This window comes from Rickettsia amblyommatis (assembly GCF_002078335.1).
Lineage (GTDB): Bacteria > Pseudomonadota > Alphaproteobacteria > Rickettsiales > Rickettsiaceae > Rickettsia > Rickettsia rickettsii.
Map to the genome: position 1 here is coordinate 406,992 of NZ_CP015012.1, position 13,526 is coordinate 420,517.

The following is a 13,526-nucleotide window of genomic DNA, read 5'->3' on the forward strand; positions in this document are numbered from 1 at the left end:
ATTATTTTGTGCAGTTCAAAATACTTTAATTGAAGAAACATTTGATAAATCAAAGGTACTACCGCTTGCGAGTACTATATTACCGCTATTAGCGTTTCCTGTTTGCCCTGCATTTATAGTATCATAGAAGACATTTATAATAAATAAGCTCACCGGTAGGAGTAGCAGACTGTATAAATAACTTTATTATTACCAAGATCGAAAGTTATATTACTTCCTGAGATATTGCCCCCGACATTTACGCTAGTATTATCACAGGTAAACATCATTGTTGCTTGATCGGCAATATAGTATTTGCTCCTAAATCCGATGCAATAAAAGCGGTTTTCTTCGGTGCAAAAGTAATAGCATTAGTGCCTGTTACCGCTTTTTGTAACCATACATCATCATCGAATTTATAACTACCGCCGTTAATCGGTGCTTGTACAAGTGCAGCATTAGTGTATTCCGCTGAAGAGTTGCTGCTGCTCCCTTTGAAGTGCTCTGAAACGATTTTTGTTTTGTAATTAAATTTTGTTGTTGCTCTTGGCACTTTAACACCGCCGACCGTGGCTGACGGAATGTCTAAACTTCTACTGTTATAACTGGTAAATACCGCTGATTTACCGGCATCAATAAGTAATATCTTTAGCATAGATATCCCCTTTTACCGTGCCTTTATTACTACTGAACTAGTTTAAGGTTTAAATTCTCACCGCCTAAATCATCGGTAAAACCATTATTGGCGTTAAATATTGCCGTACCTTGATTATTAGTCTTGGTTGTTATACTCGAGTAAAAATCTTCGCTATCGATTGTGATTTTACTGTCTACACCGTTGAACTGAACGGTTTTAAGGTGACTTGAGTCTGAACCTACCGAACCACTACAGCTAGCTCCAGTTGTTAAATCATTTGATATTGCAAGAGTATGGATTTTATTACCTGTGGTCGTAATTGATTCATTTATTATACTTGTATTATTAAGGCTTAAAGTTGCAGACTGAGCAGTAGTAAATGAAATCGAGCCTGTTTTCACGGTACCTTGAATTTGTAACATCACCCCCGTCTATTTGCACTATATCGACCATTTCTTTAGTACCTATACTACCGGAATAAGTCATAGCGGTAGATTCATCAAAAATTACCACACTATCCTCAGGATTTATAGCTAAAGCAAAAGGAGAAAAGCCTGATCCTTCAGAAATATCTAAACTATTAGTTGTTCCGTTAAATTTTATGTTGCCACCATTTATTAACATTACATATCCTGCATTAATACCTCCGGTACAATTTAATACATCACCGCTGATAGTTATATCACCAACTTTTGAAGCACCGCTACCTATAGCTCCACTAACGCTGCTTGGACCGGTAAACATTAAATCCACAGCTTTACCGCCTGTGATGTTAATACCACCGGTTAAATTAGTTGCTTGAGTAAACACTATATTACCCGTGCCGGTCCCTTGGATTTCAGCAATTGACATATTACTGCCGGCGTTAATCGTAACGGTGCTGTTGTCAGCACCCGCTTTTAACATTGCAAGGTTTGTAATTGTATTCGTTGAGTTTCCGTTACCGTCAACTGTACCTATAGTACCGTTATCCATAAACTCTACAGTACCGTTAGTACCCCCGGTACTTGTTATATTACCGGTAATAGCTGATGTTATATTATTTGCTACATCACTAGCAAATATTGCGGTACCGGCATTATTTCGGAAATTCATATTACCGTCAATCTTTACAGCCCCAAGCTCGCTATTCATAGGACTGGAAGGAGTGGAGAAAAAAACATTTGATCCAACCTGATCCTACAGCAACTTTTGCAACGGATACGTCGATATTTGGGGTATTAAGATCAGTTATTACCAGTGTTCCGTGCCCTGTAAGTTGTACTTTACTCACCGGATTTGCTTTTGTTCCGATAGCATACTTATTAGCTGTACCATCTATTGTTAACTTGGTATTAGCATTTCTTGCATTTATCTCAACTACACCGGTATTTGGAACAACTGGCTCTATTATTACCTGTTAACTCTATAGTACTGTTCTTGCCGCTAGCTACGGTAGTCATTAACTTTAAAACAGATGCGGGATTCACGAATGTAACACCTGGTGCATCTAATGGAAAATCACCGTTTAATGCATCAAGGGCATAAACGGCTGGTCCAGCATTAACCTCACCGATATTAATTTTGGCAATCTTAGCCGAGGTAAGTGATGCATCAGCAAAAACCCCACCAGCAGCAATATTAAGAGCACTGCAGTATTACTCACATCAAGTCCATTTGTACCTAACGTAGCATTAGTACCAACAACGCCGACATTACCACTAACATTTATAACAGCAAGGGGATTTGCCTTTGTGCCAAGAGTGTCATTACCCAAATTACCCTGCAAAGTTAACACATTGTTATTAGGTATAGTACTAGAAGTACTAATTAAATTGACGCTACCGCCTCCACCGGCAAAACCATCGACACTATTCATAAAGGTAACTTGTTGATTTTTGCTAGTAGTTAAACCAAATACGGATTTAGTATTATTCAAATTAATAGCACTTCCTAGAGTTAAAGCCTTGTTAGATAAATCTATCGTAAATGCTGCGGCTGCATTTCCCTGCCAGATATTAATTGTGTTTACCGTACCTATACTTGAAGCAGTAGCCGTTATAGTGCCGGTAGTATAAACGTTTAATGTTCCTGTGTTCCCGTTTTTGATTTGGCTGTTAAGTAAATAACCTGCAGGATTTGCTCCCGAAAACTCCAAAACACCGCCATTGGTAAAATTCACGTTACCGCTTATTGTAAGCGAGTCTTGTAAATTCGCCACAGCATTGTTACCAAGTGTTAAAGAAGTAGCGGATACACTTTTTTGAAAGATAACCGTTTTATTACCTGCTGCATTAACAGTAATTGCTCCAATATTATTTATGACTCCGGTAACGTTACCGCCTCCTAAAAATACTAAATTACCGTTAGTTGCTGCACTACTTGTCACTGCTGCTAAAGTACCGGTATCATTCACGTTAAACGTACTTGCAGACCCTTTAAAATCAGTCTGTCCTGTAATAACTGTTGTGTTAATAGTTCCGGCCACGCCAAAAGTTGCATTACCGGTAATATTTCCTGTATATGTTCCTGTTCCGACAGTAACATTACCCGTAGTATTTGTTGTAAGTTGGCCTGCTCCGACCGCAGCATTACTGGTAAAACCACCCACAGCTGTAGCTACCACACCTGCATTATTTATGGTAAGAGTAGTTGCACTAGATGCTCCGACTATCACAACATTCCCTGCTCCGTTAAGATTCAAAGCCGCAATACCTGTTACAGGTCCAAGCGTACCTGCTCCTAAAACATTAACAATGCCGTTAACACCTCCGCTACTTGTTACTACCACTAAATTACCGCCCGCAGCAAGGTTTATATTGTACCAGCATTATTGCCTTGAACATTTTTAATATATTAACCGGATTTGTAGCTTTTGCCTTAATCCAACTTGGATGTTTAAATTGAAAGTTAGTGTCAATCTGTAATGTAAGATCTGCCTGACCTTGAACAGAAGTTACTATACTACCTGGACCTGAGATAAAGGCGATTCTATTATCACCAGTAGGAGGAAAAAGTGATGTAGCCTGAAAAATCAAAGTACTAGCTAAATCGTTAAAATTAAAGCTGTTAGAATAGTAAGTATTCCCTGGTGCTTCTCCTGGTCCTGGAGCAAAAGGAGGAACCGCTGCAAGTGCTTGTGCATTTGTAACTGGCGTACCTGTTAAAGCGATGTTTATAGCGTTAGGGGCATCTACAACGAGCCCGACATTTTCTTTAGTAAGATCAACAGGTATAACCGGTCCAAGAGTTATGTTATTTGGCACAGTCATTGTTGCATTATTAAAGGTATCTAAATATATAGCAGGAATTGCTGGCACATCTGCAGTAAAATTATTTACTGCGCCAAGGGTTACAAATGAACCTGGTACATATGCTCCTCCGCCAAAAGCACTACCATCAGCTACTCCACCCCCTACTGTTACGATTCGGTTAGCAGTACCAAGGGCACTAGTGCTAGCAAGCATCAATGCCGCAGTTGATGCAAACATGCCTTTTTTTATTAAATTTTTTATCGTTGACTTGACATAATATCTCCTAAATTTGGGCTTAATTTTTTTAATTTATGATTTTGTTATATAAATAACATATTACTTTTAGTTGAAAACATTAATTAAATACTAAAATATATATAAATACTTATAAATAAGGTATTTTCTATATAGAAAAAGTAATTTATGATTACTTTTTCTTGTTTAAAATAAATTAAACTTTATGTACTTTTTATAGAAATTCGATACATCGTATATAAAACTTAAGAAATACAAGGGTAAAACCTATCTATTTTAGCTTCTTAGTGAAAACTGCAAAACTTTATTAATTTTTGTACCTCTTATGTCATTCCTGCGAAAGCAGGAATCCAGTAATCTTTAATGTCATCCCGCAACTTGATTGCGGGATCTCAGGACACAGTCTGTTATACAAGATCGGGGTCAAATCACGGTATAACAGCAAAAAAGACTGGATTCCTGCTTCCGCGGGTATGAACATAAGAGCCATACAACAAAGCCGCAGGACTGACACAATGATGCTTAGAACCTAACAAAACCACTTTTTCTAGATAAAATCTATAAATTTTTACATAAACAAATTGATTTGCTACGAATAATAGAGTATATAGTATAGACATAATTAATTATCGGGGCGTAGCGCAGTCTGGTAGCGCATCTGGTTTGGGACCAGAGGGTCGGGAGTTCGAATCTCTCCGCCCCGACCATAAAAACATACATTATAATGTCAAAAGACGACCTCATTCAGTTTACAGGTACAGTACTTGAACTTTTACCTAATGCTACTTTCAGAGTAAAGCTTGAGAATGATCATGTAATTATTGCTCATACTTCCGGTAGGATGCGTAAAAATCGTATCAGAGTATTACTAGGAGATAAAGTTATGGTAGAAATGACCCCTTATGATTTAACTAAGGGGCGTGTGATTCATCGTCACTAGTCTTTATAAGTATGAAGCAGAACAGAAAAAACCTACCGATTATATTAGCATCAAGCTCTCCTGCAAGAATTGAGTTACTAAACAGAATCAAAATTATCCCTTCACAAATTATTCCAGCAGATATAGACGAAACACCTAATTTGCGTGAATTACCGGCTCCCTTAGCCATAAGACTTGCTTACGAAAAAGCTATAAAAATTGCATCTCAAATAGAGGAATCAGCTATAATTATAGCTGCCGATACCGTAGCAGCAGTAGGTAGAAGAATATTGCCGAAAGCCACTACTTATGAAGAAGTCAAGAATTGTATTAAGATGTTATCCGGGCGTCGTCATCGTGTCTATACCGGTTTATGTATTATCAAAAAAGAGAATGATCAGCTTACAGTTAGACAAAAAATAGTTCAGACTATTGTTAAGTTCAAAAAATTAAGTGATGAAGAGATTAATTTTTATTGTTCTTTAGATGAGGGAATAGATAAAGCCGGCGGATGTAAAATTTCCGGTTATGCAGAAGCTTTTATCTCATTTATTTCCGGCTCATATTCAAATGTTATGGGATTACCTTTATTTGAAACAGTAAATGCTCTAACTTCTTTAGGTTTTAGATGTTCAAGTGTCATTCCTGCACAAATGAATTATTGTCATTCCGCGACTTAATCGCGGAATCTAGTTAAAAATACTAAAATTATTAATATAATAATTTGTTTTTCTAGACCCCGTGGTCAAGCCATGGGGTGACATTAAATGTTTTTGGATTCCTGCGATCCACACACATAAATTACCTAGCTACTTAATTCTCAGGCTCATCCAAATGACTTCTCTCATAATTTTCATGACGCTCTTGAGCTTCAATACATAATGCAGCAATAGGTCGTGCTTCTAATCTTTTTATACCTATTGGGTCGCCTGTTTCTTCACAGTAACCGTATTCCCCATTTTTAATACGTGATAATGCTTCTTCTATTTTACTCATTAATTTACAATATCTATTTCTACTACGAAGCTCAAAAGCTCTTTCTGTTTCATGAGTAGCACAATCGTTAAGATCGGATTCTTTTAAATTTTCTTCCTTTAAATGATTTAAAGTCTCTTGAGATTCCTTTAATAAATCCTCTTTCCATCTTAAAAGTTTTTGTCTAAAATATTCTAGATGATTAGGACACATATATTCTTCATCTTGAGAAGGTTTATATCCCATAGGTAATTTAGGTGTTTCTAGCATATTAATATCTCAATATTAGCTTTAATATATTATATGTTTATAAGGTTTTTAAATAATATAATATATGACTTAAAATTAACGCAAGAAGATTATGAATATTAATATATTTTATTTTTTAATTGGATATGCGGTAGTATATACAGCTTCTAAATGCTTTATACTTGTTTTAGTATAGTTTTGTGTAGTAGATAGACTTTTATGACCTAATAGCTCTTGAATAGAGCGTAAATCTGCACCATGCTCAAGCAAATGTGAAGCAAAACTATGTCTAAATGAATGAGCAGTTAAATGCTGCGGTAAACCATAAAAATGCTTTAATTTAATTAATTCACGATTAAATACCGGTGGCTGCAATTTCTTACCATGCTTTCCTCTAAATATGGGTTCATTATCACCTAACTTATACGGCAATATTGCTAAATATTGGGTAATTAAATTTTTAGCAATCGGTAACCACGGAATTATTCTTTCTTTACTACCTTTACCTATTATTCTTATAAATTCTAGATTTTGTAGATGAAGTTTCGTAATTGATAATGCTTCCGATATACGTAGACCTGAAGCATATATAAGAACAAGTAGGGCTTTATTTCTAAGTTCTACCCACTTAACATTCCCGTATTCTTCAATATGTTCAAGTGATATTACTACATCATCTTCCGATAAAGCTTTTGGTAACAATTTAGTCTTTTTAGGAGATTTTATAGAAAAAATTATATGACTATTTAATTGTGTTGTTTTCTCTAAAAACCTATAAAAATTTTTTACTGCAGATAAACCACGTGAAATTGAAGAAGTGGTAAAATTATCACAGTTACGTTTTGCAAGCCAACTTCGGATTACTCTTATATCTGCGGTTTTAATATGATTTATCGTTACAAGCTCTGAATTATAATAATTCATAAACTCAAGGAAATGCTTAAGGTCATTATTATAAGAAATTACTGTATTATTAGAGTAATTTCTTTGCAAAACAAGGTATTTTTGCCACTTATTTATTAATGCTTGAATTGATGTATCTAACATTTATAAAAACTTAACTATTTTTAATATTATTCTTAATGCTAACAATGATTGACTCATAATTTTATGTTAGCATGAATTGAGGGTTTATGTTTACATATACGTAACTTATAAAACACAAAAAATTTTTTAAGTAAAAAATTTAATTTATTTTATGAGAATAAATAATGTGAAATAATACACAATTTTTAGATTTAATGAAATCCTATATGAATCCAGAATTTTATATGAGTTCTATGAAAAATATCCCTAGTGTAGATCTAGCATCTATCACAAATACAATGCAAAGAGCTATGAATATTCTTTTAATAACTAACCAAGTTGCTACAAAAAGCATGCAATCTTTGCTTAAGAAAAATTCCGAAATTATACAAAATAATGTTAATACTATTTTGAATACTACTAAAGAAGCAGCAACTTCTAAAGATTTCAAACAAGCTAGTGAATGTTATCAAAAATGTTTAAAATCTATTTATGAAACATCTATGGATAATGCTAAGGAATTAGCAAGTATTGCTTATGAGTCTCAACCAAAATATTAGAAGCCGCAAATAAGCACATTGCCGAAAATGTTCATCATGCTTTTAATAATATGCAAAATATGGCAGAACAAGTACAAAAAAACTTCAACAAGAAATCTGCTTAATTTTCAACCTCATGAGCTAAGCGACTGAAGGCGTTGTTGCATGGACGAAAAATGCGTTTGATGTCATGCCAGCGCAAGCGAGAATCCAGAAAAAAGCGAAATTATTTGAGCTTTTAATATAAAAAATTAAATATATTTATATCTTTTAGCTACTTAGTAATTAACGCATCGCTCATACCGTATGCCTGCATATAAATAGATTCTTCAGCTTTATCTATCTGATTGGCTATAAACTTAGTACAACCTGCAGGCGGAGTAAAACATGTACTAACTTTACTTCTTGAAAGCTCTGAAATATTGTAATGCTTTATTTGCAGAGCAGATAAATCTAATGATTTTTGACTTATTAGATTAGTAAAATAATCCGGATTCCATAAATACCTAAAGCAATTCCCAAGATAAAGGCAATAGATATTTCTATAAATTTATTATTTTTTCTCTTCATGACTTATTTATATTTTAGGCGTTGCATAATAGATCGGCTTTTCCGTCATTGCGAGGAAAATTACAAAGTAATTGACGAAGCAATCTCATGAGATTGCCACGCAGCCTATGGCTGCTCGCAATGACGATTTAGTATCCCCACAAACAACACCTGCTTCCTTACGTAACTTCCTGGAGCTTCTTCAATAACCTCTAGATTCTGATAATCTAAAGAATCTACTAGCTTATTATCATTATTTTTTATAAGCCAATAATTCCACCATGAACCTTTATATTTTGTAGCTTTCATAAACCACTCATGACTACTTAAACTTAAGTCGTCATTAAGCCGATAATTATATTTAGCACTAGCGGGAGGGTTAACTACACCTGCTACATGCCCTGAATCCGTGAGACAAAAAATCTTATGTCCGTTTAATAATTTTACTCCATCATATATTAAGCGCCATGGAGCTATATGATCTTCTTTTGCGGCTACGAAAAAAAAGTTACAATCAACTTTTCCAAGATCTATTTTTGTTCCGAGTACCTCTAAATTATTAGACTCTTTTAGCAAGTTATTGCAATATGTATTTTGTAAATATTCCTAATACATTTTTGCCGGCAAGTTAGTAGAATCCGCATTCCAATATAGCAAATCAAAAGGCATCGGTTTTTTACCGAGTAAGTAATTATTGACAAAAAACGTCCAAATTAAAGCATTAGCCCTTAGTAAACTAAAGCTATTTGATAAATATTACCCATCAAAATAGCCTTTTAGTTTTATATCTTCCTTAATGTAGTTAATCGTAGCTTCATTAAAAAATATTCTAAGCTCGCCGAGATAACTCGAGTATATTATAATATTTATTTATACATGGCGGAATAATAAATATCGGAATCTTATGAACTTTCTCTTTCGTCTCATAACATATTAATTGCATTAAATCATTTTGGAATATAACTTTTCCTTTTGTCACCGCAATATTTTTACCGAGTTTAAAAGCAGATTTATCGGTAGTTTTAATATTTAATATATCACCTGAACTTTTTATATCTCTTAAGAAATTTTTTAGCCCTTGTACTAAATTTTGCCCGCCGCTTTCTAATGTCTCACGCAAAACTTTTGGATTACAAAAAGCAAAATTTGAAGGTGAAAACGCATCGATAAAATGTTTAGTTGCAAACTCTAAATGTTGCTTGAGATCATTTGACAGCTCATACTATATTCTTCTTAAGCCACTCGCTAGATAGTAAATAATATTATTTAACAAAGTCAAAATAAGCATTATCCTCCCATGAAGAATCTTTAAATCTTTTATCTCGATTATCCGGAGAAAATACAGCTTTTGCCAGACTACCGACAAACTTTACAAAGCTATTCGCTGTAAGCTCTCTGAACTTATCAATATATTCAATATTAAGCTGACAAAATTTGCCCAAAATTGTTCTACCATTAAAGAGGCTATAATTCTGTTTTTATCACTATCAATTAGGCTCCTAGGGATCACTCCCCCTACTTTGCATGAAATGCGAAATAAGCTCTTGACATTTATCGGCAATTTCTTTGAAATTATTAATTATCGTCTCGTGCGGGATGTTATACATGTTTAGTTCCAAGATATTTCAAAAAATTAACAATTAATATAAACAGTAGACGAAGTTTAATTTGGAAAAGAGCAAGGCGTTTCATATTTTTGGACCGCAGCGTACATACTAGTACGTGAGGATGAAAAAATATGAAATAACGATGCCAATTTTTCAAATTAAACGAGTATACCTTATATCTTTAAGCTATTCCACATACTATTAACCTTGTCGATAACTTCCTGACTCATTGCTATTTTTTTACCCCATTTTCTATTTGTCTCAGGGTATATTTTATCGGTTGCATCTATTCCCATTTTACTACCAAGACCTGACTCAGGAGATGCAAAATCCAAATAATCTATCGGGGAATTATCTATAAAGCTCGTATCACGCCTTGGATCGCTTCTTGTTGCTATTGCCCAAATTACTTCTTGCCAATTACGAACATCAATATCGTCATCTACAACTATAATAAACTTACTATACATAAAGTGCCGTAAGTAAGACCAAATCCCAAGCATTATTCTTTTAGCATGACCGGGATAGGATTTTTTAATCGATACTACCGCAACTCTATATGAACAACCTTCAGGTGGAAGCCAAAAATCGACTATTTCCGGAAATTGTTGCTGCAATATAGGAATAAAAATTTCATTTAATGCTTCACCTAAGATTGATGGCTCATCAGGCGGTTTTCCTGTATAGGTGCTTAAATATACTGGACTTTTCTTCATCGTTATTGCGGTAACCGTAAATACAGGAAATTCCTCAACATCATTATAATATCCGGTGTGATCCCCAAAAGGACCTTCAGGCAAATACTCCTCTAAACTTACATAACCTTCCAGCACTATTTCACTATGTGCAGGTACTTTGAGGTCAATAGTTTTGCATTGTACCAATTCTACTTTTTCATTACCGAGTAAACCAGCAAAATTATACTCCGAGATATTCTCAGGTATCGGCGTAACTGCTGCCAAAGTTACCGCTGGATTTGCCCCGATAACGATAGCAGCAGGAAAAGGTTCTTTTTTTGCTTCTTTCCAACGTTTATGATGCTCTGCTCCGCCCCGTAACTTTAACCAACGCATCAATAGCTTATTTTCTGAAATAACCTGCATTCTATATATGCCAAGGTTGTAATTATCGATTTTATCTTTTGTTGGACCTTTAGTAACTACTATACCCCAAGTAATTAAAGGCAAAATATCATCAGGCCAACACCTTTGGATCGGCAATATATTGATATTCGGTTTGTCAATGACGATTTCATGACAAGCTGCTTTTGATACGGTTTTAGGAGACATAGCAAATATACGCTTAGCAAGCGGTAACATTGACAATGTTTCTTTAAAAGATGCGGGAGATTGCGGCTGTTTAAGGAATGCTAGTAAAACACCAAGTTCTCTTAATTCTTTGGGTGACTTAAGTTTAAGCCCCATACAAATACGATTTATACTAGCATAAAGATTAGTTAGAACAGGTATGTCGGACTTAATGCCGTCGGCTTTTATAACATTTTCAAAAAGTAATGCAGGTCCGCCTTGTGCTAATACTCTTCTACTAATTTCAGTAATTTCTAAGTCAGTTTTAACCTCAAGAGCAATACGCTTTAACTCACCGTTTTTTTCTAAAAATTTTAAAAACTCCGGTAAATTTTTAAAGCTCATAGTTTTATTTTTTTGTTTATAATGTGCGGCTTATTTTACGTCATTGCGAGCAGCCATAGGCTGCGTGGCAATCTCATTAAATATCCTGAGATTGCTTCGTCAATTACTTCGTAATTTCCTCGCAATGACTATACGGTATGATCTGATGGATTTCGCTACTTACTAAAATTAGCTTTTACCTGCATATCATTCTGAATAATTGTGTAGTTAATTAGCTCGTCAATTACAGAATTTTTAATATTATATATTATATTTTTTTCTGAATTGACATGAATATTTTTAGCTGTTAATTCATCGATACTTCTAGATTTAATATGTGCAAAATATACTTCATCACCTACTTGAAATACAGGCGTATTACTTCCTATTTTAGTATTAAAAATTGATAATAATATTTCAGGAGTTAGTGTTAGATCATTCGCCATTTCGGATCTAATATAGCGTTTTTTGCTTATTTTTATTCCGGTAGCTTTAAGCTCTTTTATGTTCTCTTGATCTGAATTATATTCCTTTGCTAAATCCTTGATAATTTTTAAGTTTACATCTGCAATATTCCGCTTTATCCAAGCTTTATTTACCTGCTCTTTAATAGCATCAAATTCAGGTATTTTTGCTGGCTGAATAGAGTTTAATTCTACCAATATAAGATAGCTTTTATCCTCTGTTTCTATAGGATAAGATAATTCACCTTCTGAAAGCTCAAAAATACTATCGGCATTTTCAGCAATTATTTTATCTTCAATAAGCTCTGCATAACTGATATAGTTAACGTTTTGTATCGGTAGCTTATATTTTTCGGCAATTTCAACTAAGCTAGAACCGGCTGCCGTCTCATCTTCCAGCTTTTTAGCAAACTCCATATTAAGTATGTCGATTTTTTGAGCCTTTAATAAATCATGTAATTGTTTTTGTACCGCTTCAAAACTTTGATCACCGAATTCATCTTTATTTTCATTATAAAATTCTAGCAACTCATCTTGAGTAACTGAGACTTTTAAATCCTTAATATTAGCTTTAATATAAGAAAAGCTACGTTTCTCAGGTACCTCAAACGCGGTTTTATTATCTTGGTAAAAATCCTTTAATTGCTGACCGGTAGGAGTAGGGATTTGTAAATCTTTTGGTTTATTTTGTAAATCTATTTGTATTAATTCTACTTCTCTTTTTTCAGCCATATAATCTACTATATTGTCAATCATAGTTTTAGGAACATAGAAACTTTCTACAAAAGTACCGACAAAAATATTTTTTAGAGCTTTTTTTTTGAGGTTTAATAAATATTTTTCTTCATCCATATAAGAATTTCTAAAATAAGTTTTAAAAATTTTTATATTGAAAACACCTTGCTCATTTTTAAAAACCGGTGATTCTTTAACTAAAATTTTAACTGTATCATCACTTAGATCTAAGTCATAATAACTCACTAAATAATCTAAGACATTATCGTAAACAAGCCTTTTTAGGATTCGGTTATCAATATTTAACTGTGCTATTTCTTCATCCGTTAAACTTGTTCCCATTTGCTTACTTATAGCATTAATTTCTAAAGATTTTGCTCTCAAAAAATCTTCCTGGGAGATATTTTTCACATGAGAAAAAGTAACAATATCGCCGCTTCTTCTTCCGTTTAATACATCTTTAATACCAAAGCCGACAAAAGCAAAAGCTATCATTGCGAATAAAACCCGCATTATAAAACTATCGGCAGTTTTTCTAATATTATCTAACATAATTTTTTATTTAAGTTTTTATCGTCATTGCGAGGAAATTACGAAGTAATCGACGAAGCAATCTCAGGATATTTGACGAGATTGCCACGTCGCTTCGCTCCTCGCAATGACGCTTCTCAAAACTACATTATAAAGTAAAAAAGCCTATATAGTCAAACTATATAGGCTTTGTTTAT

At 34.0% G+C, this 13,526-nt stretch carries 12 protein-coding genes, 1 tRNA gene and 3 pseudogenes; 4 read left to right on the forward strand and 12 right to left on the reverse strand.

Translation table 11 applies throughout. The features are described 5' to 3' along the window. Positions 1 to 15 precede the first annotated feature (15 nt). The 6 genes from A3305_RS10090 to A3305_RS11765 form a co-directional block, all read right to left on the reverse strand. A complete protein-coding gene (locus A3305_RS10090) occupies positions 16 to 153 on the reverse strand; it encodes a hypothetical protein (protein WP_167884960.1) in 138 nt (45 codons plus the stop codon). Between the two features lie 112 nt (positions 154 to 265). After that, entirely contained in the window at positions 266 to 634 is a 369-nt protein-coding gene (locus A3305_RS02245) for a hypothetical protein (RefSeq protein ID WP_231289099.1), read from the reverse strand. Between the two features lie 29 nt (positions 635 to 663). Continuing rightward, on the reverse strand, positions 664 to 1,017 hold the full coding sequence (locus A3305_RS10095; protein ID WP_014392833.1) for a hypothetical protein: 354 nt from the start codon (positions 1,015 to 1,017) through the stop codon (positions 664 to 666). Further along, positions 962 to 1,750, reverse strand: a complete 789-nt coding sequence (locus A3305_RS10100) for a hypothetical protein (protein ID WP_226983967.1) — start codon at positions 1,748 to 1,750, stop codon at positions 962 to 964. Before A3305_RS10100 ends, A3305_RS10095 begins: the two co-directional genes overlap by 56 nt. Positions 1,751 to 2,123: 373 nt before the next feature. Continuing rightward, positions 2,124 to 3,386 carry a beta strand repeat-containing protein gene (locus A3305_RS10105; RefSeq protein WP_226983968.1) on the reverse strand — a complete coding sequence of 421 codons (1,263 nt, stop codon included), beginning with the start codon at positions 3,384 to 3,386 and terminating at the stop codon, positions 2,124 to 2,126. A 4-nt stretch (positions 3,387 to 3,390) separates the two neighbouring features. Further along, positions 3,391 to 4,086 (reverse strand): hypothetical protein, encoded by a 696-nt coding sequence (locus tag A3305_RS11765; RefSeq protein WP_014392835.1) that lies wholly within the window; start codon positions 4,084 to 4,086, stop codon positions 3,391 to 3,393. 648 nt (positions 4,087 to 4,734) lie between these two features. Here A3305_RS11765 and A3305_RS02280 point away from each other — a divergent pair. From A3305_RS02280 to A3305_RS02290, 3 genes are all read left to right on the forward strand, one after another. Beyond that, a tRNA-Pro gene (locus A3305_RS02280) sits at positions 4,735 to 4,811 on the forward strand. A 17-nt stretch (positions 4,812 to 4,828) separates the two neighbouring features. After that, the gene (infA, locus tag A3305_RS02285) at positions 4,829 to 5,044 is read left to right on the forward strand and encodes a translation initiation factor IF-1 (protein WP_014392836.1); all 216 of its coding nucleotides are present in this window, start codon (positions 4,829 to 4,831) and stop codon (positions 5,042 to 5,044) included. 11 nt (positions 5,045 to 5,055) lie between these two features. Then, the gene (locus tag A3305_RS02290; protein ID WP_014392837.1) at positions 5,056 to 5,703 is read left to right on the forward strand and encodes a Maf family protein; all 648 of its coding nucleotides are present in this window, start codon (positions 5,056 to 5,058) and stop codon (positions 5,701 to 5,703) included. Positions 5,704 to 5,836: 133 nt separating this feature from the next. Here the strand turns inward: A3305_RS02290 and dksA are convergent, their stop codons facing one another. Together dksA and A3305_RS02300 are read right to left on the reverse strand one after the other, a co-directional pair. After that, on the reverse strand, positions 5,837 to 6,268 hold the full coding sequence (gene dksA, locus A3305_RS02295) for an RNA polymerase-binding protein DksA (RefSeq protein WP_014392838.1): 432 nt from the start codon (positions 6,266 to 6,268) through the stop codon (positions 5,837 to 5,839). 108 nt (positions 6,269 to 6,376) lie between these two features. Continuing rightward, entirely contained in the window at positions 6,377 to 7,294 is a 918-nt protein-coding gene (locus tag A3305_RS02300; RefSeq protein WP_014392839.1) for a tyrosine recombinase XerC, read from the reverse strand. 206 nt (positions 7,295 to 7,500) lie between these two features. On the opposite strand from A3305_RS02300, the pseudogene A3305_RS02305 reads away from it, so the two are divergent. Further along, positions 7,501 to 7,937, forward strand: a pseudogene (locus tag A3305_RS02305) (phasin family protein). Positions 7,938 to 8,092: 155 nt separating this feature from the next. On the opposite strand, the pseudogene pld reads toward A3305_RS02305, so the two are convergent. From pld to A3305_RS02330, 4 genes and pseudogenes are all read right to left on the reverse strand, one after another. Then, positions 8,093 to 8,382, reverse strand: a pseudogene (gene pld, locus A3305_RS02310) (phospholipase D); the annotation flags it as partial. A 105-nt stretch (positions 8,383 to 8,487) separates the two neighbouring features. Then, positions 8,488 to 9,968 (reverse strand): annotated as a pseudogene (locus A3305_RS11450) (class I poly(R)-hydroxyalkanoic acid synthase). Positions 9,969 to 10,141: 173 nt separating this feature from the next. Then, the gene (locus A3305_RS02325; RefSeq protein WP_014392841.1) at positions 10,142 to 11,620 is read right to left on the reverse strand and encodes a UbiD family decarboxylase; all 1,479 of its coding nucleotides are present in this window, start codon (positions 11,618 to 11,620) and stop codon (positions 10,142 to 10,144) included. 155 nt (positions 11,621 to 11,775) lie between these two features. Beyond that, positions 11,776 to 13,350, reverse strand: a complete 1,575-nt coding sequence (locus A3305_RS02330) for a SurA N-terminal domain-containing protein (protein WP_014392842.1) — start codon at positions 13,348 to 13,350, stop codon at positions 11,776 to 11,778. Positions 13,351 to 13,526: the final 176 nt, after the last annotated feature.

Excerpts from the sequence above, each read along its gene's own strand:
- A3305_RS10100 (WP_226983967.1), bottom strand. The coding sequence starts at position 1,750 with ATGAATAGCGAGCTTGGGGCTGTAAAGATTGACGGTAATATGAATTTC.
- infA (WP_014392836.1), top strand. The coding sequence starts at position 4,829 with ATGTCAAAAGACGACCTCATTCAGTTTACAGGTACAGTACTTGAACTT.
- A3305_RS02245 (WP_231289099.1), bottom strand. The coding sequence starts at position 634 with ATGCTAAAGATATTACTTATTGATGCCGGTAAATCAGCGGTATTTACC.
- A3305_RS11765 (WP_014392835.1), bottom strand. The coding sequence starts at position 4,086 with ATGTTTGCATCAACTGCGGCATTGATGCTTGCTAGCACTAGTGCCCTT.
- A3305_RS02325 (WP_014392841.1), bottom strand. The coding sequence starts at position 11,620 with ATGAGCTTTAAAAATTTACCGGAGTTTTTAAAATTTTTAGAAAAAAAC.
- A3305_RS02300 (WP_014392839.1), bottom strand. The coding sequence starts at position 7,294 with ATGTTAGATACATCAATTCAAGCATTAATAAATAAGTGGCAAAAATAC.
- A3305_RS02290 (WP_014392837.1), top strand. The coding sequence starts at position 5,056 with ATGAAGCAGAACAGAAAAAACCTACCGATTATATTAGCATCAAGCTCT.
- A3305_RS02330 (WP_014392842.1), bottom strand. The coding sequence starts at position 13,350 with ATGTTAGATAATATTAGAAAAACTGCCGATAGTTTTATAATGCGGGTT.
- dksA (WP_014392838.1), bottom strand. The coding sequence starts at position 6,268 with ATGCTAGAAACACCTAAATTACCTATGGGATATAAACCTTCTCAAGAT.